Here is a 21,649-nt window from a genome sequence, read left to right as displayed (position 1 = left end):
TACGACAAGCCCAGTGAAAGGATCCTCGCGCTCATCAACGCCTCATGATATGATCGCGTCATCGCGAAGACCACCGTTCGAGGTGGCAAATCACTCAGGTGTTGCAACCACCACTAAAATCCGCCAAATACTGCAGATTGGAAACCCGATTTCGCCTCCAAAACGCAGATTTCTTCCAACCTGCGAAAAACAGGGCGCAGGTTGGAAATGGGCGGGATAGGCGGGAAAGAGTGGCGTTCCGTGTCAGTTCTGCAGCGTGCGAACCACCTTGCGCTCGTCGTACAGCGCGAACACCACGCCGCCGATCCCGCACAGCACGGCCGCGCAGATGGCCGCGATCCGGTAGCCGGCGCCGGACGACACGCCGATCGTCGACACGCCGGTGAACAGCAGCATCGCCACCGACTGGCCCATCTTCATGGCGAAGGTGCGGGCCGCATAGAACATGCCCTGACGATCCTGACCGGTGGTCCTCGAGCTGGCATCGGCGATGTTCGCCACGATCGCCTGCGGGAGGATGCCGAACGCGGCCATCGGCACCGCTGCGGCGATGGCCAGAATCACGCCCTGCGCCATGGCCGGGATGGCGGCGAGCGCGCCGGAGCCCAGAGCGGCGGCATAGGCGAACGCGCAGGTGAAGATCACGAACGCCACCAGCAGCGGGCGCTTCTTGCCCACGCGGCCGGCGAGCAGGTTCACCGGCACGTAGAACAGCACGGAGACGCCGGTCATGAGCACGAAGTACACGGTGGTGGTGGCCTCGGGCAGTTTGAGCAGACTGGTCACGAAGAACGGCAGGCCGGTCTGGAAGGTGGTGACGGCCACCCAGTAGACCACGTCGGAGCAGACGAACTTGCGGAACTCGCCGTCACGGAAGGTCTGCTTCAGGGATTCGACCGTGGACTCGCTGGTGGGTTGCGATTTGACGTATGTGCGCTCGTCGATGGCGATGACCGGCACGAGCATGCACGCCAGGGCCACCGCGGCCATGATCGTGAACGTGACGCGGATGGCGTTCACACGGCCCAGCGCCGGCACGAATCCGCCCCACACCACGGGCGCCACGTACGCGACGGCCGTGCCCACCACCCAGGTGAAGGAGATCGCGGTGGAGATGTTGAGCTGCTGCTTGGAATCGTGGCCCAGTTCGGCGATCAGCGCGTTGTACGGCGTGCAGTAGAACGTGAGCGCGATGTAGTAGCCGATCACCGTCACGAACAGCACGGCCGCGTTGACCCAGCTGGTGCCGTCGATCGGGCTCCAGAACACGAGCACGGTGATGGCGGCCAGCGGCAGGGCGGAGAACTTGAGGAACGGGATGCGCCGGCCGGCCTTGGCCGTGGACCGATCGGACAGCGATGCGACCGCCGGGTCCACGAAGGCGTCGAAGAATCGGGCGAAGGCCGTGATGCCGCCCACCACGGTCACCACGCCCAGCACCACCAAACCCTGCGGCACGAACACGGTCTGCCCCTGCGCGATGGTCTCCTGATCGGGCTGGTAGAAGTACACGAGCCAGTTGGAGATGATGCCGGAGAGCAGCGCCCATCCGAACTGGCCGGTGGCGAAGGCCCACACCTTGCCGGTGGGCAGATCCCGGACCGCGCGGCCGGGTTGCGATTCGCCGGGTTGCGATTCGTCCGTGCCTGTGCCGATGCCGCTTGTGCCGATGCCGCTTGTACTCCTGTTCATGGCGGGCCTCCTCACGTTCGCATGGTCGTCCTTGACGCTGGGCTTGGCGCTGGGCCCCATCCTAACATCGGATTTGCTCATTTTGCGCACCGCCCCGCACACAATGAGCAGATCCGATGGCTAAGAGCCAAAAATCGGCCGCAGGACAATGAATCCGCTCATTTTGGGAGTCCGCGCCGCCAGAATGAGCAGATTCGATGGCCGACGCCCCCCCAATCAGTCCCAACCAGCCCGCAGCACATCCGATTTGCTCATTCCGCGCTCCAAGTTCTCCAGAATGAGCAGATCCGATGGCCTGCATCCCGATTTTGCGTCCAACGCAATAGATTTGCTCATCCTGGGCACACGGTCGGCACACGCGGTCAACGCACGCATCCGATCCGCTCACTTTGCGATCCCCGCCACGCGCCCGCCGCATACAATGGCCGCATGAGCGATTTGGGCCAACGAATGCCGCATGTCACCGCATTTCCGCATGCGCTGGGCTGCGGGATCATTCTGTGCACCGCCGAGCCGATGGACAGCCGGCTGCGCGCGCAGATCGAAGCGCTCATTGGGCGGTACGATCATGCCCTGTCCCGATTCCGCGACGATTCGCTGGTGGCCGCCATGGCCCGCGCGCCGCGTGGGGGCACCTTCGAGTTCCCCGATTGGGCGGCCGGTCTGTTCGATCTGTACGATCGCCTGTTCGCTGCGACCGGTGGGGCCATCGACCCCTGCGTGGGCGGGGAGTTGGAGCGCCTGGGGTATGCGGCCACGCTCGGCCGGGCGTTCCGAGGCGAGCCCGAGCCTGGACCCAAGCCCGAACCCAAGCCCGATCGTGCCGCTGCGCCCAGCCACCCGCATGCCCGTTCGCAAGGCCGGGGACAGGATGGGCACAACGTGGGCACAACGTGGGCACAACGTCACCAGCCTCACGAACCATCACCTGAGCCGCCCCGCCCCTCGCCGTCCGCATCCTGGCAGCTCTCATCCCGTCAATCGCCTCAGACGCCCCGCATCCCCCGGCCGCTCTCCTGGGACGATCTGGCACGCGAGGCCGCGCATCGGCCCGTGTGGGGACGCGATGTGCGCCGGACAGGCCACGCCACGCTGGTCACCGATCAGCCGGTCCGTCTGGATTTCGGCGCCTGCGGCAAGGGATATCTGGTCGATCTCATCGCCGGCATGCTCATGGAGGAAACCAGCGGCTTTCTGATCGACGCGGGCGGCGATCTGCGCATCCGCACGGACACGGACGGACACGCGGACACGGCGGAACCGATCACGATCGGCATGGAGGATCCGGCCGATCCGACCCGGGCGGTGGGCGTGGCTCATGTGGCGGACGGATCGTTCTGCGCGAGCGCGCCCAGCCGCCGGCATTGGCGGATCGACGGCCCCGACGGGCGGCCGATCGACGTCCATCATCTCGTCAACGCGCTGGACGGCCAACCCGCACGCGATGTGGCGGCCACATGGGCGTTCGTGGCGGGACCGGCCAACGTGCATAAAACCGTCAAAACCGCCGAGCCGCATCCGACCGCAGCTGCCGATGGACTGGCCACCGCGCTGTTCGTCGCCAACCCCTCGGCCCTGCGCGCCTCGTTCGCTTACGATTGCGCCATATTGAACGCTGGCCGCACGGCCCGAATCTCCCCCGGCTTCCCCGGCGGATTCCTCACCAGCTGAGCCACGTCACCAGCTGACGTCCAGCTCCGTCGCCGCGAACGAATCGCACGCCTCATGCGGATTGCGCGCGCTGGGGATGGCGACCAGACGATCGTATTGGGTGAGCTCCCACGCCAGCACCGCGCGCTGATACGAGCATCCCAGCCGCGTCCCGGCTTCCCGGAACCGATCGTATGCGCGGGCGTCCACCGGGTCGAGAAAGCCGCCGAGCGGACTGAACGCCACGAATGCGAGCCCCAGTTCGCGGCACCGATCCATCGTGCCCTCCGTGTCCGGATGCGACGGCGAGAACTGGTTCTGCACCGCCACGAGCGCATCGCCCAGAATCCCGCGCGCCGCGTCGATCTGCGCCACGCTCACGCGCGAGATGCCCACATACCGCACAATGCCCTGATCCACCAGCGTGCGGAACGCGCCCATCTGATCGGCGTACGGCACCGCCGGATCCGAACCGTGCGAATACAGCAGATCGATCGGATCATCGCCCAATCCCAATCGCCGCGCGGACTGCCGGGCATCGCGCGCGATCGTGGACGGACGGCCGTCGGGCGCCCACCCGTACCGGCTGCCGGGCGCCGAATACACCGGCCGTTCGAGCGGACCGCCGCCCTCCTCCGGTAGCGTCACGGTCCCGTCCGCATCCAGCGTGCGCAGGAATCCGGTTTTGGTGGCCACGAGCACCTGATCGCGCCACCCGTCCCACGTGGCCAGGGCCTCCGCTGTCAGCCGCTCCCCGTAGCCAAAGTCCTCCGGCGCTCCGAACGGCGGCCGTGAGGGCAAGTAATACGACCACGCGGTGTCCAGATAGCGCACGCCGGCGTCGAGCGCGGCATGCAGGGCGTCGATGGCCGCGTCCCGCCCCTCGCCGGGCCGATCGCCGCCAGCCCGATCGCCGCCAGGCCTCCCCTCGATCGCCAACGCCATTGTGCCGGTGCCGATGCGCGGTATGCGCTTGCCGGCCAGTTCGATCGTGTCCATGCCAACGCCCATGCCAGTCCTCCCCACGAAAGCAAACAAGGGTCGCCGAAGGAACCGCGCCCTGTGAGGTGGTGCGCCCCTTCATTGACCCTTGGTGTAGTGCAATGTTCGATTATTGGTTGCGACTACGGAACCTTGAAGTTCAAGAGATCGGACGGTCCATGACGACAAGCCGCCCGCAACCCGATTCCTTTCGGCGGCATTACCCGCATCAAGTTCACGGTCGAAGCCGAAGCTTCCTCTCAGCCCTGTCGAGCTCCCGTTTGGTTGCGTTTCCATTGTGCCGGCCGCCATGGACCGGAGGGCGGCACTCCGAGCGCAGGTCGTCATCCTGAGCGAGCGCAGCATAGGTCGTTGCTTCCGTCATCCTGAGCGAGCGCAGCATAGGTCGTTGCTTCCGTCATCCTGAGCGGAGCCCGGTAGGGCGGAGTCGAAGGATCCCTAATTTGTGTACAAAGCCAAGGATCCTTCGACTTCGCCCTTCGGTGTCCGGCTGCGCCGGACCGTCGCCGCCTTGGCGACGGCTCGACCGCATTTGCGGTCGGCCTGCGGCCGCGGTTTCATTTGCTCACTGTCGTTCGCTTCACGGCTCCCCTCGCCTACGGACAGCCCACCGGGCTGTCCGCTTAACGGCTCAGTGCTCAAGATGGCGACAGGAGTGCCGCCTGCGGCGTCCCACCCACAAACTGGGCAAATCGGGACACTGGATTCGCAAACTGGGCAGATCCGGTCTTCTGCGACCGGTTTTCGGCCTCCAGACGGCAGGATCCGCCCAGTTTGCGCGGCGAAAGGCCCGATCTGCCCAGTTTGCGCGGCAAGCGGGCGAGAACTGGGCAGATCGGGCGCATACCGGGCGCCAACCGGGCAGATCGAGCCGGTTCCGGGATCCGGCGTGACCCGGCGTGTGACCGGGAGAGTGACACGGCGTGCGGTGTGACCGGGTGCGTGACACGGTGTGGGCACGCCCGGCCACAGGGTGCCGGAATCGTTGGAATAAAGCCATTTTGAAATCCCCGTGACCGGGAATGGGCACGCCATGTCACACGCCCGGTCACAACGCACACCCTGTCACACGCGCCCGGTCACACGCCGGTCCACCTTCCGGAGAAAGGTGTGATCCCGAGCGGAAGCCGAAGGACGCAGTGGAGGATCCCTAATATGGGCGAAAAGCCAAGGATCCTTCGACTCCGCCCTGCGGTGCCCGGCTACGCCGGACCGTCGCCGCCTTAGCGGCGGCTCGACAGCATTTGCGGTCGGCCTGCGGCCGCGGTTTCATTTGCTCACTGTCGTTCGCCCTCGCCTGCGAACGCCGCCGGCGTTCGCTTCACGGCTCGGCCTGCCTACGGACAGCCCACCGGGCTGTCCGCTTAACGGCTCAGTGCTCAGGATGACAGGGGGTGCGCTACGTGCTCGCTCAGGATGACGAAAAACTAATCGCGAGCGCAGCGAGCCGATTGACGCGTGCGGCCCCAAGGCGCGGCAGGCGAAGGCGTACAACGGTACGTCGAGCCTGCCGTAACGCAGGGGACGCTCCGTCAATCGGCGAGCGCGAACTGGCTGTTGTACAGGTCGGCGTAAAACCCGCCCGCTGCCAGCAGCTCCTCATGCGTGCCGCGCTCGATCACGTCGCCGTGGTTCATGACCAGGATCATGTCCGCATCCCGGATGGTGGACAGACGGTGCGCGATCACGAAGGAGGTGCGGCCCACGGTCAGCGCATCCATGGCCTTCTGGATGAGCTCCTCGGTGCGTGTGTCCACGGAGCTGGTGGCCTCGTCGAGGATCAGGATGGGGGCGTCCTGGACCATCGCGCGGGCGATGGTGAGCAGCTGCCGCTGGCCGGCGGACAGGGTGGTGTTGTCGTCGAGGATGGTGTCGTAGCCGTCGGGCAGCGATCGGATGTAGCGATCGAGGCCCACGGCCTTGCAGGCGGCCACGATCTGTTCGTCCGTCACGTCCTTGCGGGCGTAGGCGATGTTCTCGCGCACGGTGCCGCGGAACACCCAGGTGTCCTGCAGGACCATGGAGAACTGATCGTGTACGTTCCATCGCGGCACGGAATGGGTGTCCACGCCGTCGATGGTGATCGATCCGCCGGAGATCTCGTAGAAGCGCATGAGCAGGTTGACCATGGTGGTCTTGCCGGCACCCGTGGGCCCGACGATCGCCACCTTCTGCCCGGCCTTCACGGAGGCGGAAAAGTCGTGGATGATCGGCTTGTCCGCCTCGTATCCGAAGCGCACATGGCTGAACTCCACATCGCCGCGGACCGGCTTGGCATTCCCATTCGCGTCGTGTCCCAGCAGGGCGGGCTTGTCCGACTCGTCGGCCATCTCGGGCTCCTCGAAGAAGCCGAACACGCGCTCGGAGGCAGCCGCGCAGCGCTGCAGGTTCTGGAACGCCTGCGCGAACTGGGAGAGCGGCTGGGTGAACAGGCGGATGTACATCATGAACGCCACGATCACGCCGAATTCGATCTGCCCGTCCATGGCGAGCGCGGCGCCCACCACGCACACCACCACATAGCCGAGGTTGCCCACGAACATCATGAGCGGCATCATCAGGCCGGAGAGGAACTGGCTCTTCCAGCCGGAGCTGTACAGGTCGTCGTTGTACCGCTCGAAACGGCGGATCGAATCGGCCTCGCCGTTGTACGCCTTGACGATGAGGTGGCCGGAGTACATCTCCTCCACATGCCCGTTGACGTCGCCCAGCGCCATCTGCTGCCGGACGAAGTATTGCTGGGACGCCTTCATGATCACACCCATGAGGACCAGGCCGAGCAGGCTCGCGCCGATCGCGCACAGCGTCATGATCACGTTGTTGTGGAACATCATGACCAACGCGCCCACGAACAGCGTCACCGAGGTGATGAGAGAGCCGAGCGACTGGCCCAGCGTCTGGCCGATCGCGTCCACATCGTTGGTGATGCGGCTGAGCACATCGCCGTAGCTCACCTTGTCGAAATAGCTCAACGGCAGCTTGTTGATCTTCTTCGAGATCGATTCTCGCAGCCGCTGCGCCGTGCGCTGCGTGACGCTGGCCATGAGCCAGCTCTGCAGATAGCCCAGCAGCGCGTATCCCGCGTAGAGCGCGACCAACGTGAAACCGATGCGCCCGATCGCGTCGAAGTCCATCGTCCCCATGACCGGCTTGCCGTCCACGAGCGAGGGCAGGCCACGGACGATCTCGTTGGTCATATCCTTGAGCTTGTCCGGCCCGATGATCTGGAAGACCGTGCCGACCGCGCCCAGCACGAGCGCGATCACGATCACGGGGATGTAATTGCGGCAGTACCGCACGAGCTTGCCCATCACGGCGCCGAAGTCCTGCGGCTTTTCGGCCACGGCACCGGCTCCTGCGCGTGCGCCGCCCTGCGGTCCGCGTCCCATAGGTCCTGGCATTTCACAAGTCCTTTCTTTTCTGGCTTTTCCGGCCCGGCGCTACGCCGTCAGTTCCGTCCTGCTCAGCTGCGATTCGGCGATCTGCCGGTACACCTCGCAGCTTTCCAGCAGCTCCCGGTGCGTGCCCTCGCCCACCACGCGGCCATCGTCGAGCACCACGATCAGATCGGCGTTCATGATCGTGCCGATGCGCTGGGCCACGATCAGCTTGGTCGAGCCCTTGGCATGCACGGCGAGCGCATCGCGCACCTCGCGATCGGTCTTGAAATCGAGCGCGCTGAACGAATCGTCGAACACCAGGATCTCCGGGTTGCGATACACGGCCCGCGCGATCGACAGGCGCTGCTTCTGCCCGCCGGAGACGTTGGAGCCGCCCTGCGCGATCGGCGAGTCGAAGCCTTCGTCCATACGCTCCACGAATTCGGTGGCCTGGGCCACATCGGCGGCCTTGCGCACCGCGTCCGGATCCGGGTCCCGCCTGTCGCCGTACGACACGTTGCCGGCCACCGTGCCCTTGAACAGCACGGATTTCTGCGGCACGTAGCCGATCCGGTCGCGCAGCGCCGTCAGATCCCAGTCGCGCACGTCCACGCCGTCCACGAGCACCTGGCCGCCGGTGGCGTCGTACAGGCGCGGGACCAGATTGACGAGACTCGATTTGCCGGAGCCGGTGGAGCCGATGAACGCGACGGTCTGGCCGGGGCGGGCCGTGAAGCTCACGCCCTCAAGCGCGTTCTCGCGCGAATCGGGGTAGGCGAAGCTCACGTTGCGGAATTCCACGGTTCCGGCGGGGGCGGGCGTTGCCGTCGCCTCCACGGTTCCGGCGGACACAGCCCCGGCGGCGTTTCCCGTGAAACCATCGGCGAGGCCGCCTGTGAAACCACCCTCCGCACGGCTCTTCACCATCGGCTCGGTGTTCAGCACCTCCATCACGCGCTGGGCGGACACGTCGGCGCGCGGCCAGAGCACGAACACCATGCTCATGAGCAGGAAGCTCATGATCACCTGCACCGAGTAGCTGGAGAACACGATCATGTTGGAGAACACGGTGAGCTTGTCCATGAGACCGGCCGCGTCGATCAGATACGCGCCGATCCAGTAGACCGCGAGCATGAGCCCGTTCATCACGGAGTTCATGAGCGGCATCATCACGGCCATCGCGCGATTGGTGAACAGCTGCGTGTCCGTGAGCTCCTTGTTGGCGGCCGTGAACTTGGCCTCCTGATAGTCCTCGGCGTTGTACGCGCGCACCACCCTCAGGCCGGTGAGGTTCTCGCGCGCCACGAGGTTGATGTTGTCGGTCAGGCGCTGCATGGCCCTGAATTTGGGCATGACCATCGCCATGAGGATCGCGATCGTGGCGAGCAGCACGGCGGTGGCCACGCCGGTGGCGACGGTCCACTCCATGCCCTTGCCCGCGATCTTCGCCACGGCCCACACGGCCATGATGGGCGATCGGACGATCAGCTGCAGGCCCATGGTGATGAACATCTGGATCTGCGTGATGTCGTTGGTGGATCGCGTGATGAGGCTGGCGGTGGAGAAGCGGCCCATCTCCGCCGGCCCGAAGGACTCCACCCGCGCGAATTCGAGCGATCGCAGGCGCTGGCCGAAGGAAGCGGCCACGCGCGCCGAGATGAAGCCGGTCACCACCGCGCAGGCGGTCGATCCGAGTGCGACGAGCAGCATCTTGCCGCCGGCGATCCAGATGTCAGACATGGCGCTGCCGGGCGTCTCCACCAGCGTGGTGATCTCGGACATGTAGTCGGGCAGCTTGAGATCAAGCCAGACCTGCCCGACGATCGTGACCAGCGCGATGAGCATCTGGCCGATCTCCGCTTTGGAGAGGTATTTCATGATGCGAAGCACGGTACCTCCATTAATTAGTTCCCTGTATTGAATTACTTACAGTGTAAGATAATAGACGCAAACCTTCGGATTTCCTGAGAGCGAACGATCAGATCCTCGGCCAGCTGTCGGTTCCGACGGCCATCACACCCGTCCCGCCCGCGCGTCCCGCCGCTCCGCGAACGCCTCGCGGACTTCCTCGGGCGTGGGACGCGGCTTGCCCGGATGGCAGATCGTCATGTACGTGGTGAACTCCTCCACCAGATCCACGAACTCGCGCGTGCGACGCTCACCCATCTGCGCGAAGATCCAGCACATCGCATCGCGCATCTCGGCCATATCCGCCCGGGCCCGCTCACGCCCCGCGTCCGTAAGGCTCACACATACCACGCGACGATCGTCCGGATCCACATCGCGCGTGATCAGCCCCTTCTTCTCCAGCGCCGCCAGCACGGTGGACACGCGGCCGGACGTGGCGCCCATCGACGCGGCCATCTGCGACGGCGTCAGCGTGCCCCTGCGCAGCAGCTCGTGCAGCACGAACGGCTCGCCATGCGCCCCGCGCACCATCTCGCTCTGCATCTTCGACCGATTGCCCCTCATGCAGCCGAACAGCGCATCCACAGCCTCCTGCTCGTACCCCATACGTTCACTCCTTTCATCCAATAATGACCACCATAATATCTCTTACCCGGAGATATTTTGCCCGCGATAATGCCGACACCGTCATCCTGAGCACTGAGCCGTTAAGCGGACAGCCCGGTGGGCTGTCCGTAGGCGAAGGGAGCCGCCGCCAAGGCGGCGACGGTCCGGCGCAGCCGGACACAGCGCAGCCGGAGTCGAAGGATCCTTAATATTACGCACATAGCCATAGCGCAGACGGTTAAGGATCCTTCGACTCCGCCCTGACGGGCTCCGCTCAGGACGACCGCGTGTCACCCACACGGGCCGACCGCGGGGCCACCCGCCGCGCCGCACACCCCACCCCGCCCGCCGCGCACGAAAAAGGCGCCGCACCCGGATTGCTCCGAACGCGGCGCCCCTGCTAGGAAAGGGAAGGGTACGTTTCGGTTCCCCAACCTTTCGATCGGCCTGCGGGCGCGAAGGTCACGCGGACATCACGCCTTGTAGCCGAAGTTCGGAATCGCCGACCAGCGGTCGCGCAGGAAGTGCGCGGCCAGCTTGGGCTGGCGGTCGCGCGTAAGGATGCCCTTGCGGTTGCCCTCCACGCGCATGGTGCCCTGAATGGTCACGAAGTCGGCGAAGTTCCACAGCTGCTCGCCGATGAACCACGGGCGCTTGTCGATCTCCGCGTTGATGCGGGCGTAGTAGTCGCGCTGGTACTCCTCGCTCCACATCTTGCCGTGGGTTCCGTGCACGCCCTCCATGGTGTCCGCGCCGTACTCGGTGAACATCACGGGCTTGCCGATCTTCTCCCACCAGTCGAGCTCAACGTTCAGCGCGTAGCAGGCGGCGTCCAGATCGCCGGACAGGTTGTACCAGCCGTAGTAGCGGTTGATGCACACCACGTCCATGGTACGGGTGACCAGATCCTTGGTGTAATCGTTCTGGCAGCACACGATCGTGACCGGGCGGTTCTGCGGGTCCACCTCGTGGGCCAGCTCGTACAGCGGGGTGAAGTACTTGAGCGCGCTCTCGGACTTCTCGCCGCCCTGGTCGTACCACGGCTCGTTGGCGAGCGACCACATGACCACGCTCGGGTGGTTCTTGTCGCGCGCGATCATGTCGCGGATCACCTGCTGGTGGTGCTCGAACAGCGGCTTGTTGGTGTACTGCGGCCAGCTCATGCCCACGGCCGGGGTCTCGTCAATGATCACGATGCCCTCGCGGTCGCACAGATCGTACATGTTCTCCGCATACGGGTAGTGCGAGGTGCGGAAGGAGTTGGCATTGAGCCAGTGGATCAGCGAGACGTCCTTGACGTTGAGCAGCTGGTCGGTGCCGCGGCCGTGGAAATAGCTGTCCTCGTGCTTGCCGAAGCCCTTGAAGTAGAAGGGCTTGCCGTTGATGAGGAACTTGCGGTCCTTCACCTCGACCGTGCGGATGCCGAAGGTCTGGTCGTACTGGTCGCCGTCCGCCGCGGAGCCGTCCGCACCGGCGAGCGTGACGTGCGCGGTGTACAGGTAGGCGGCGCCCGGGTTCCACAGGTGCGCGGCGGGCAGATCGATCTCGCCCTTGGCACCGGTGGCCTGGGCCACGGGGTTGCCGAACGCGTCCTGGATCTCCACCTTCACGGCGGCCGGATCGGCATCGCCTCCCAGCGTGACATCGTAGCCGATGGTCGCCGGGCCGGTCTCGCCCTCGCCCAACCCCTCGGTGACGGACTTGGTGGTCACGGCCACGTCGGCGATGTAGGCGAGCGGGGTGGTGTACAGCTCCACATGGCGGTTGAGGCCCGCGAAGTTGAAGAAGTCGAAGTTCGGACGGTTCTGCGGCTTGGCGTAGCGCTTGCCGGCCTCCACGGACGGGATGCCCGCGTTGTCCGATCCGAAGAACGCCACGTTGCCCTCGTTGCCGATGGGCAGCGTGGACTGGTTGATGCGGTTGTCGATGGCCACGGTGAGCAGGTTCTCGCCGGGCTTGACCTTGCCGGTCACATCGAATTCGAACGGCAGGAAGCCGCCCTTGTGGCTGCCGAGCTTCTCGCCGTTCAGGTACACGTCCGCCGCATGGGTGGCGGCGTCGAAGCGCAGGACCACGCGCTGGCCCGCGATCACGCGGCCGGGCAGGTCGAAGGTGCGCTGGTAGACCACCCAGCCGTACACGCCGTACAGGTCGGTGATGTCATTCTGATCGTTGTACGATCCGGGGACCGCCATCGGGATCGGCTCGGGCAGTGCGGCGCCCGTCCACTCCGACGGATAATCGGTCTCGCCCGCGGTCCGGAAGTCCCAAACGCCGTCCAGGCTGAACACCAGGCGCGCGTCGTTCGTCTGAGGGTAAAGCATCTGTGTTGTCCTCCATCTATCTCCGACTGCTTTGTCTCGTATCTCCAATCATACACGCACTTTTGATCACCTTTGAACATTTTTCATCAAAAAGGGTCAAAATTTCGAGGAATTTTTCCGCTCACCCGCCGAATGCCCATCGAACCCCATCGAACACCCCAATCCGCGGCCGCAACCCGCCACAAAAAAACAGGCCGGGCGGACCGATCCGGCCGATTCACAGCACAATCGAGTCGCAAATCAGCCCAAAAACGACCCAAAAGTGCTGCGAATCGCCGATTTCGGTCCGCCCGGCCCGTAATTCACGCAGCCAAGCCACCCAGCGCGACCAAAGCGCCCGGCGCCCGCCACGCCACACAGCGCAAGCCAAAGCGCCCGGCGTACGCAAAAGCACGCGCCGGACGCACCCCGCTTATCGCGCTGCCCGGCGACGCTCCCTCAGCAGGCAGTACCCGCCGAACACCGCCAGCCACACCAGACCCGCGACGGCCGATCCGCGCGTGTCGTCCGCCAGGAACAGCGTGGCGTAGATGAACGCGAAGAACGCCACGGCCAGCGTGTTGGTCACCTTCCACGCCGGCATCACGAAGCCGTCCGGCAGGAAGTCGGCCGACCGGCGGTAGCGACGGTGGGCCAGCATGGTGAGGATGTAGATGAAGATGAACACCGCGGAGGACGCCGAGGCGAACAGCACGAACACGCTGGAGACCTTCGGGAAGGCGTTGATGATCGGCGAGAGGATGATCAGACCCGCGGAGATGAGGATCGCGCGCGCCGGCACCTTGCGATCGGACACGGTGGCGATGCGGTTCACGCGCGGGTTGGACGATTCGCCAGCCAGCTGGAACAGATGGCGTCCGGCCGAGTACAGCAGCGAGTTGAGCGCGGAGGACGCGGCCGTGATCACCACGAAGAACACCAGCGCGCTGGCCCAGTTCAGGCCCGCGTACTGGAACACCATGATGAACGGGGAGGCGAAGGAGCCGTCGGCGTTCGGCTGGAACGTGCGCCACGGCACGATGAGCATGATCGCCAGCAGCGCGCCCACGTAGAAGATGAGCACGCGCACGATGATCTCGTTGATCGCCTTGGGCAGCACCTGGCGCGGATTCTCCGTCTCGGAGACCGTCACGCCCACGAACTCGATCATCTGGTAGGCGAAGAACACCATCTGGAAGCTCATGAGCAGGGCCATCCAGCCGTTGGGCGCGATCGCGAAGCCGTCGGTCAGATTGGCCAGACCCGCCTGACCGGCCGGACCGGCATGATCCATGCCCTGGATCGTCACGGAGGGGTAGCGGTAGCCGATCACCACCATGACCACGGCGGTCACGATCATCGCCACGATCAGCGTGATCTTGATCATGGAGAACCAGAACTCCACCTCGCCGAACACCTTCACGGCGATGAGGTTGATCGATGTGAGCGCCACCAGGAAGCACAGCTCGATCAGCCACTTCCATGCGGTCAGATCGATGCCGAACGTGTCGAAGAAGGTCACGAAGTAGGTGGACACGGCGGTGATCTCGGTCATGCCGAGCAGCACGAGCGCCAGCCAGTAGGTCCACCCCGCGAAATGCCCCCAGCCCTTGCCGAGGTACTTGGTGATGAAGTTGATGAACGTGTGCTGGCTGGGATCCTTGTACATGAGCTCGCCGATCGCGCGCATGAGCAGGAACATGATCGCGCCCACCACGATGTACACGAACACGATGGACGGGCCGGTCAGGCTGATCGACTTGCCCGATCCGAGGAACAGGCCGGTGCCGATCGTGCCGCCGATCGCGATGAACTGCACATGCCGGTTGTTGAGGCCGCGGGCCATCTGGTTGGTTTCGTCGAGCGCGTCCACGCTTTGGATTTGGGACTGTGATGCTTGCGTTTTGGACATAATGCGCCATTGTATGGCACGTTGCCCGATCATTCCACCGATTTGAGCGAACTGACCGGATCGATGCGGGCGAGCACCGGATTGGTGAGCAGCTGCACCACCAGCGCGAAGCCCAGCGTGGCCGCGGCGGCGATCGCATAGCTGGCCGGCCGGACCTGCACCTCGAAGTACAGCCCGGACATGTTGATGGCCGCGGTGAGCAGCCCGCCCACGAAGCGACCCAGCGGCAGCCCCACGGCGATGCCCATGAGCGTGAGGATCGTCATCTCCTTGTTGACGTACAGGTGGACCTCGCGGTCGAAGAAGCCGAGCACCTTGAGCGTGGCCATCTCGCGCACCCGTTCGGACACGTTGGTGTTGGCCAGCGTGAACAGCACCACGAGCGCCAGCAGGCCGGCGAGCAGGGTGATCAGCGCCACCACGGCGGCCATGAGGTCGAACTGGAAGTTGCGTTCCAGCTCGTCGCAGCTGATCGCCCTGAGCACATTCGGATCCTGCCCAAGCGCCTTGACGTAGTCGATCCGGGCATCGGCGTCGCCGTCCAACCGGGCGAACACGGCGTTGAGCGTGAACGGGGAGGCGGCCCCGGACGATCCGCCGGAATCCGATGTCCCGCCGACCGTGAACAGGCTGCGGTACAGCGATTCGGCCATGTACACGTTCGATCCGATCAGATTGCGCGTCACGGCGGCCACCGTGGCCTGCGCGCGCCGGCCCTGCCCGTCGGCCAGGGTGACCGTCTGGCCGTCGCGGATGCCGAGCGCGCTGGCCACCGACTGCTCCACAATCACGCCGCCGGAACCGGAGCCATCGGAACCACCATCGGAGACGCCTCCGGAACCGCCGGCCTCCAGCCCGACCTCGCCATGATCGCCCTCCACGCGGTTGAGCGCCACCATGTCGCCCAGACGCGCCGCATCGCCGTCCGGAACCGCGATGAGCTGGATCGTCCCGCTGCCGCCGGCCTCGTTGGTGATCTCGCCGCTTTCGAGCCTCACGCCCAGCGTCTCGGCGGCCCGCCCGTCGTCCGCAACGCGCTGGCGCATCGCGTCGGCCTTGTCGTCCGGGGCGACCACGAGCGCATCGTATTGGTAGAGCCCCTCGTACTGCCGCGGCCCCAGCGTGTCCACCGTGTCGTTGATCGCGAGCCCGCACACGATCAGCGCCGTGCACCCGGCCACGCCCAGCACGGTCATGACCAGCCGCGACTTGAAGCGGAAGATGTTGCGCGCGGCCACCTTGTTGAGGAAGCTCAGACGCCTCCACACCGGGCGGATGCGCTCCAGCAGGATACGCGCGCCGGCCCTGGGCGCCTTGGGCCGCATGAGCGCGGCCGGTGTCTGGCGCATCTCCCCCGCGCACGCCACCAGCGTGGCCGCCAGCACGCACACCACGAACAGGCCCACGCCCAGCGTACCCACCGTCCAGTCGTATTCGAGGCGCACGTCCGGGACCATGTACATCTCGTCGATCACGAGCTTCAGGAACGCGGGGATCCCCAGGAATCCCACCGCAAGGCCGATTCCGCCGCCCACCAGACACGCCAGCAGCGCGAACAGCACGTAGCGCATCGCGATCGCCGCGCCCCCGTAGCCCAGACCCGTGTAGGTGCCGATCAGCCCGCGGTCCTCCTCGACCATGCGGGTCATGGTGGTCAGGCTCATCAGCGCGGCCACGAGCAAAAACACCACGGGGAATGCGCGGCCGATCGATTCGATCGAGCTCAGGTCGGAGTCCAGCGCGTTGAATCCGCCGATGCTGCTGCGGGTCTGCACGTACCACCGCGCCTCGCCGATGTCGTCGATCCTCCCCTGCTGTTTGGCGAATTCGGCGTCGGCATCCGCGCGCTTGGAGGCGAGCTCATTGCGCGCATCGTCCAGTTTGCGCTGCCCGTCCGCCAGCTGGGTCTCGCCCTCGGACAGCTGCCGGAAGCCGTCATCCAACTGGGTCCGGCCGTCCTTGAGTTCCTTGGCCTTGTCGTCAAGCGTGGCGGATTGGCGGTCCAGCTCCTCAAGCTGGGCGGTCACGGTGGCCTGCTGCTCGTCCAGTTTCCGCTCGTTGTCCGCAAGCTCCCGCTCCTTGGCGGTCAGCTGGGTATCCTGTTCGGCCAGCGCGGCCTCCTGCTGCCCGATCGCATCCAGCTTGGCGTTGATCTGATCGCGCTGCGCGCCCAGTTGCCCGCTCACGCCGTCCAGCTGGTTCAGGATCGGATCGTACGATTCGATCTGCGCCGGATCCTGCGGCACGCTGATGCCCAGCTGCCCGAGCGCCGCGGCGATGGGCTGCCAGACGGACGGATCGATCGGCCCGGGAGCGCCGGCGAGCGCAGCCACCTGCCCGCGCAGCTGCGTCACGCCGGCCGCGGTCCGATCCACCTGATCGAGCCCATCCTGGGCCTGCCTCCTGCCGTCGGCCAGTTGCCGTTTGCCGTCCTCCAGCTGCGCGCGGGCGTCGGCGAGGGGCTTTTTGGCACCGTTGACCTGCTCGTATCCGCCGACGATCTCCTGCTGCGCGTCCTCGAGCTGCTTGCGCCCGTTGGCGATTTTCGTGCGCGCATCGGCGATCTGCGCACGGCCATCCGTAAGATCGTCCTGTTTGCCCTCCAGCTCGGTGCGGGTGTCGGACAGCGTCTTCTTGTTCTCGTCCAAAGTGGCCTGCTGATCGTTGATCTGCCGCTCGGCATCGTCGAACTGCGCGGCGGCGTCCCGTTTGGCGTCGTCGAGCTTGCGCTGGGCCTCGTCCACGAGCGACTGCCGCCGGGCGGTCTGACGATCGGTCTGCACGGAGTCCCGGATGCGATCGGCCACGGTCTTCACGGTCGCATCGTACCGCGCGGAGAACGTGTCCAGATCGGCCGCGCCGGACACCGTGAGGCTGATCGCGGTGTACACGTTGCCGGTCACGCCGTCGCCCGGCGCGAAGAACGCGTAGTCGCTGGCCGCGGTGTTGCGGAAGTTGGTGCCCGCGTAGCCGTACGGGTTGCTCAGGTCCTTGGGATCGAGGACCACGCCGGTGATGGTGAGTTCGGTGGGAAAGCTCGGGGCGGATTCGGAGGACGCATCGCCGGTGCCATCGGATGCATCGCCGTCAGCATCCTCCTCGTCATCCGCGTCCGCCGTCACGCTCAGAGTGGCGCCCACATCGAGCCCGCTGTCCTTGATGAACTTGTCCGTCACGGCCACCTCGCCGGCCTTCGATGGCATGCGGCCGCGCTCCAGACGCGGCTGGTTGAGGCCGGCCGCACCGATCTCGGTGATCGTCGCGCTTTTGTCCGATCCGTTTACGCTCACGGTCACGCTCTGCGAACGCTCCGGCTGCACGGACTCCACGCCCTCCACCGCGCGCAGGGCCGCCACGTCGTCGTCCGTGAGCCCCAGCGTGGACAGCACCTGCACGTCCGTGAGCCGCTGGGCGTCGTAGAACCGATCGGCGGCCAGGAACGTGTCCCGGCAGCCGGCGTAGATGCCGGTGAGCACGGCCACGCCGAGCAGCGAGATCATCGCGATTGACGCGAACCGTTTCCACGCGCGCAGCCACATGCGCAGCGTGTCCTTGACCATCGCCCGGTTCATGGCCGTCACCACTCGATGTCCGCGACGGGCATGGGCGCAGGGTTGTCCTCCTGCGAGATCACGCGGCCGGACTTGAAGCGGATCACGCGGTCCGCCATGGGGGCGATCGCGGAGTTATGGGTGATGATCATCACGGTCATGCCCTCGTCGCGCGCCACGTCCTGCAGCAGGCGCAGCACCTCTTTGCCGGTTTCGTAGTCGAGTGCGCCGGTGGGCTCGTCGCACAACAGCAGCTTGGGCTTCTTGGCGATCGCGCGCGCGATGGACACGCGCTGCTGCTCGCCGCCGCTCAGCTGCGCCGGGAAATTGTTGAGCCGGTCGCCAAGCCCCACCCTGTCGAGGGTTTCGGCCGGGTCGAAGTGATCGGGGCAGATCTGGCTGGCGAGTTCCACGTTCTCCAGCGCGGTGAGATTGGGCACGAGGTTGTAGAACTGGAACACGAAGCCGATGTCCTCGCGGCGGTACGCCACCAGCCCGCGTCTGGATAGCCCGGAAATATCCCGATCGCCCACGGTCACGGTCCCGGAGGTGGCGGTGTCCATGCCGCCCAGGATGTTGAGCGCGGTGGTCTTGCCGGCACCCGATTGACCCAGGATGATGGTCAGCCGCCCCCGATCCGCCGTGAAGCTGGCGTCGTCGAGCGCGCGAATGGCCGAGGAACCCGAGGGATATTCCTTGATCACATGGTTGAACTCGATGTATGCCATCATGCGCTCCTGTCTGTCTTCCTCCAGTGAACCAACACCCTGTCGGTTTCGCAACCGACAGCTGGTTTGCATAATGTGGGTTTGCGGTGCCGCCTGCGCCGTCCATCCCGAGCGCAGCGCAAGGCCGCCCTCCCCGTCATCCTGAGCACTGAGCCGTTAAGCGGGCAGCCCGGTGGGCTGCCCGTAGGCGAAGGGAGCCGCCAAGGCGGCGACGGTCCGTCGTAGACGGACACCGCAGCGCGCAGTCGAAGGATCCTTACTCAGGATGGGAAACCATCCCGCTCGCTAGAATCGGCAGCAATCAGGCCACCATATGCGAAAGGACGCCAGCCATGGCCAAGGAACTCGTCGAAAGCCGACGCACCCGCTACACCCGACAGGCCATGAGCGACGCGCTGATCGATCTGCTGCGCGAACGCCCGCTCTCCGGCATCACCGTCAAGGCGCTGTGCGAGCGCGCCGACGTGAACCGGTCCACGTTCTACGCCCACTACGACTCCATCGAGGAGCTGCTGAGGGACATCGAGGACGATGCGATGGCATGGGTCACCGGCGCGCTCGATCGCATCACGGCCCGCCCGGACCCCACCGACATCGAGGACGACATTCTGCGCATCTGCCAATACATCGCCGGCAACCGCAATCATCTGCAGGTGCTGATGAGCCAAAAGGCGGGCATCGACTTCCCTGAACGGCTGCTCGGCCTGATCTACAGCCGGCGCGCGGTGACCGACCGGATGGGCGCCGGCCGCGCCGATCCCGCGGAGGCCAGCCGCCGCACGCATTTCGTGGTCTCCGGCAGCATCGGGCTGATCCGCCACTGGATGGACACCGATCTTCAGGATTCCCCGGAAGCAGTGGCCCACACGATCTGCACCATGACCATGCCCGCCACCATGACCATGCCCGGCACAGCGCATTTGCCCACCACCCCAATCGCCGCGGATTGAGCGGTTTTGGTCGCAATCCGGGCATCCGGCCGTACAATGCTCCTGTTGCGCGGGAATCCACGCGGGCATCCCGCGGGCGTCTCGCCATCGCCAATGGAAGACGAAAGAAGAAGAACATGAGCAGCAAGCATGAAACCGACGACGTGCCCGTGCCCGCCACATTGCGCAAGTCGCTGAAGAACCGCCACATCCAGCTCATCGCGCTGGGCGGCGCGATCGGCACCGGCCTGTTCTACGGCTCCAGCGAGTCGATCTCGCTGGCCGGCCCGAGCATCCTGGTCGCCTACCTGATCGGAGGCCTGGCGATCTTCATGATCGTGCGCGCCCTGTCCGAAATGTCCGTGGAGGATCCGAAGGCCGGCGCGTTCAGCTACTACGCCACCCGCTACTGGTCCAAGCGCGCGGGCTTCATCTCCGGCTGGAACTACTGGTTCAACTACATCCTCGTGTCGATGGTGGAGCTGTCCGTGGTCGGCAAATTCGTGCAATACTGGTTCCCTGGCATTCCGATGTGGGTATCGGCCGTGTTCTTCCTGATGGTCATCACCGCGGCGAACCTGCTCGGCGTGAGCAAGTTCGGCGAATTCGAGTTCTGGTTCGCGATCATCAAGATCGTGGCCGTGATCGCCATGGTCCTCGGCGGTCTGGTGGTGCTCGTCATGGGCGTGTCCACCGTCAGCGGCGTCACGCCGTCCTTCATGAACTGGTTCACCGTGGGCGACGGGTTCCTGCCCAACGGCCTTATGAGCCGCACCGAGGACGGACAGTGGACCGGCCTGCTCATGGCCCTCGTCGTGGTCATGTTCAGCTTCGGCGGCACCGAGCTGATCGGCATCACCGCCGGCGAGACCGAGAATCCGCGCACCACCATCCCCAAGGCCACGAACGACATCATCTGGCGCATCCTCGTGTTCTACATCGGCGCACTCGGCATCATCATGGCCGTTGTCCCGTGGAACACCATCGACGGCGAATCCAGCCCGTTCGTGCAGATCTTCGACTCCGTGGGCGTCCACGCGGCCGCCGGCATCCTGAACTTCGTGTGCCTCACCGCCGTCATGAGCGTCTACAACTCCGGCCTGTACGCCAACTCCCGCATGCTGTATTCGCTCGCCAAGCAGGGCAACGCGCCCTCCTACCTGGGCAAGCTCAACGCGCACGGCGTGCCGGTGGCCGGCGTGCTCACCTCCGCCGTGATCACCGCGCTGGCCGTGGTGGTCGTGTTCCTGTGGCCGGCATTCGCGTTCAACTACCTGATGTCGATCGCCACGATCGCCGGCGTGATCAACTGGACCATCATCATGATCACCGAAATGCACTTCCGCAAGGTCGTGGCCGCCGGCGACGGCCCGAACGATCTGGCGGGCCTGAAGGGCGATGAGGCGCTGGCCAAGCTGCAGTTCAAGCTGCCGTTCGCACGCGTGACCCCGTGGATTGTGCTCGCGTTCCTGGCGCTCGTGGTGGTGCTGATGTGCTTCTCCGACAGCTATCGCATCGCCGTCTACGCTGGCGTGATCTGGCTGGCCATCCTGTTCGCCGCCTCCCAGTTCCTGAACCACAAGTAGAACCCCGCCGTCATCCTGAGCGCAGCGAAAGGCCAGCCACCGTCATCCTGAGCGCAGCGAAAGGCCAGCCACCGTCATCCTGAGCGAGCGCTTCCCGTCATCCTGAGACCGGAAGTCCCCCGCCGTCATCCTGAGCGCAGCCCTTTAGGGCGGAGTCGAAGGATCCTTAACCATATGCACAAATTAAGGATCCTTCGCTTCGCTCAGGATGACGGAAAGCGCCCGCTCAGGATGACAACGCTCACTCAGCCCCCCCCTCTTTGCCCCGCGGCCGTGGCGGGCTCTAGTGATCGTTGCAACACCTGACCGACCGACGGGAGGATCAGATGGAGACGGACACGAAGAGCGCGGCCAGATGGGTGTTCGAGGACGTGGAATACGCCACGCGCGGCGAGATGTGCG

General features: G+C 65.4%; 12 protein-coding genes. 3 read left to right on the top strand and 9 right to left on the bottom strand.

The window, feature by feature from the left end:
• Nucleotides 1–243: 243 nt before the first annotated feature.
• Nucleotides 244–1,578 (bottom strand): MFS transporter, encoded by a 1,335-nt coding sequence (locus EMO90_RS11795; RefSeq protein WP_223849860.1) that lies wholly within the window; start codon nucleotides 1,576–1,578, stop codon nucleotides 244–246.
• Nucleotides 1,579–2,121: 543 nt separating this feature from the next.
• On the opposite strand from EMO90_RS11795, the gene EMO90_RS11790 reads away from it, so the two are divergent.
• Nucleotides 2,122–3,363, top strand: coding sequence for an FAD:protein FMN transferase (locus EMO90_RS11790; protein WP_190972116.1), 1,242 nt, complete (start codon nucleotides 2,122–2,124; stop codon nucleotides 3,361–3,363).
• A 6-nt stretch (nucleotides 3,364–3,369) separates the two neighbouring features.
• Here EMO90_RS11790 and EMO90_RS11785 read toward each other — a convergent pair whose 3' ends face one another.
• The 8 genes from EMO90_RS11785 to EMO90_RS11750 form a co-directional block, all read right to left on the bottom strand.
• Nucleotides 3,370–4,353 carry an aldo/keto reductase gene (locus tag EMO90_RS11785; RefSeq protein ID WP_150355047.1) on the bottom strand — a complete coding sequence of 328 codons (984 nt, stop codon included), beginning with the start codon at nucleotides 4,351–4,353 and terminating at the stop codon, nucleotides 3,370–3,372.
• Nucleotides 4,354–5,876: 1,523 nt separating this feature from the next.
• The gene (locus EMO90_RS11780; RefSeq protein ID WP_150355054.1) at nucleotides 5,877–7,733 is read right to left on the bottom strand and encodes an ABC transporter ATP-binding protein; all 1,857 of its coding nucleotides are present in this window, start codon (nucleotides 7,731–7,733) and stop codon (nucleotides 5,877–5,879) included.
• Between the two features lie 51 nt (nucleotides 7,734–7,784).
• Nucleotides 7,785–9,614, bottom strand: coding sequence for an ABC transporter ATP-binding protein (locus EMO90_RS11775; RefSeq protein WP_150355048.1), 1,830 nt, complete (start codon nucleotides 9,612–9,614; stop codon nucleotides 7,785–7,787).
• A 123-nt stretch (nucleotides 9,615–9,737) separates the two neighbouring features.
• Nucleotides 9,738–10,238 carry a MarR family winged helix-turn-helix transcriptional regulator gene (locus EMO90_RS11770; protein WP_150355049.1) on the bottom strand — a complete coding sequence of 167 codons (501 nt, stop codon included), beginning with the start codon at nucleotides 10,236–10,238 and terminating at the stop codon, nucleotides 9,738–9,740.
• 473 nt (nucleotides 10,239–10,711) lie between these two features.
• The gene (gene uidA / locus EMO90_RS11765) at nucleotides 10,712–12,562 is read right to left on the bottom strand and encodes a beta-glucuronidase (protein WP_150355050.1); all 1,851 of its coding nucleotides are present in this window, start codon (nucleotides 12,560–12,562) and stop codon (nucleotides 10,712–10,714) included.
• Between the two features lie 412 nt (nucleotides 12,563–12,974).
• Nucleotides 12,975–14,453, bottom strand: coding sequence for an amino acid permease (locus tag EMO90_RS11760; RefSeq protein ID WP_150355051.1), 1,479 nt, complete (start codon nucleotides 14,451–14,453; stop codon nucleotides 12,975–12,977).
• Nucleotides 14,454–14,482: 29 nt separating this feature from the next.
• Nucleotides 14,483–18,025 (bottom strand): FtsX-like permease family protein, encoded by a 3,543-nt coding sequence (locus EMO90_RS11755; RefSeq protein ID WP_150355055.1) that lies wholly within the window; start codon nucleotides 18,023–18,025, stop codon nucleotides 14,483–14,485.
• Nucleotides 18,026–18,030: 5 nt separating this feature from the next.
• Nucleotides 18,031–18,732 (bottom strand): ABC transporter ATP-binding protein, encoded by a 702-nt coding sequence (locus EMO90_RS11750; protein WP_150355056.1) that lies wholly within the window; start codon nucleotides 18,730–18,732, stop codon nucleotides 18,031–18,033.
• Nucleotides 18,733–19,064: 332 nt separating this feature from the next.
• Here EMO90_RS11750 and EMO90_RS11745 point away from each other — a divergent pair, with 332 nt between their 5' ends.
• Both EMO90_RS11745 and EMO90_RS11740 read left to right on the top strand, forming a co-directional pair.
• A complete protein-coding gene (locus EMO90_RS11745; RefSeq protein ID WP_150355052.1) occupies nucleotides 19,065–19,682 on the top strand; it encodes a TetR/AcrR family transcriptional regulator in 618 nt (205 codons plus the stop codon).
• A gap of 116 nt (nucleotides 19,683–19,798) precedes the next feature.
• Nucleotides 19,799–21,247 carry an amino acid permease gene (locus tag EMO90_RS11740; protein ID WP_150355053.1) on the top strand — a complete coding sequence of 483 codons (1,449 nt, stop codon included), beginning with the start codon at nucleotides 19,799–19,801 and terminating at the stop codon, nucleotides 21,245–21,247.
• Nucleotides 21,248–21,649 lie beyond the last annotated feature (402 nt).

The organism is Bifidobacterium vespertilionis (genome assembly GCF_008698145.1).
GTDB lineage: Bacteria > Actinomycetota > Actinomycetes > Actinomycetales > Bifidobacteriaceae > Bifidobacterium > Bifidobacterium vespertilionis.
The sequence above is the reverse complement of the archived record's forward strand: the minus strand, read 5'-3'. Positions and strand labels throughout refer to the sequence as shown.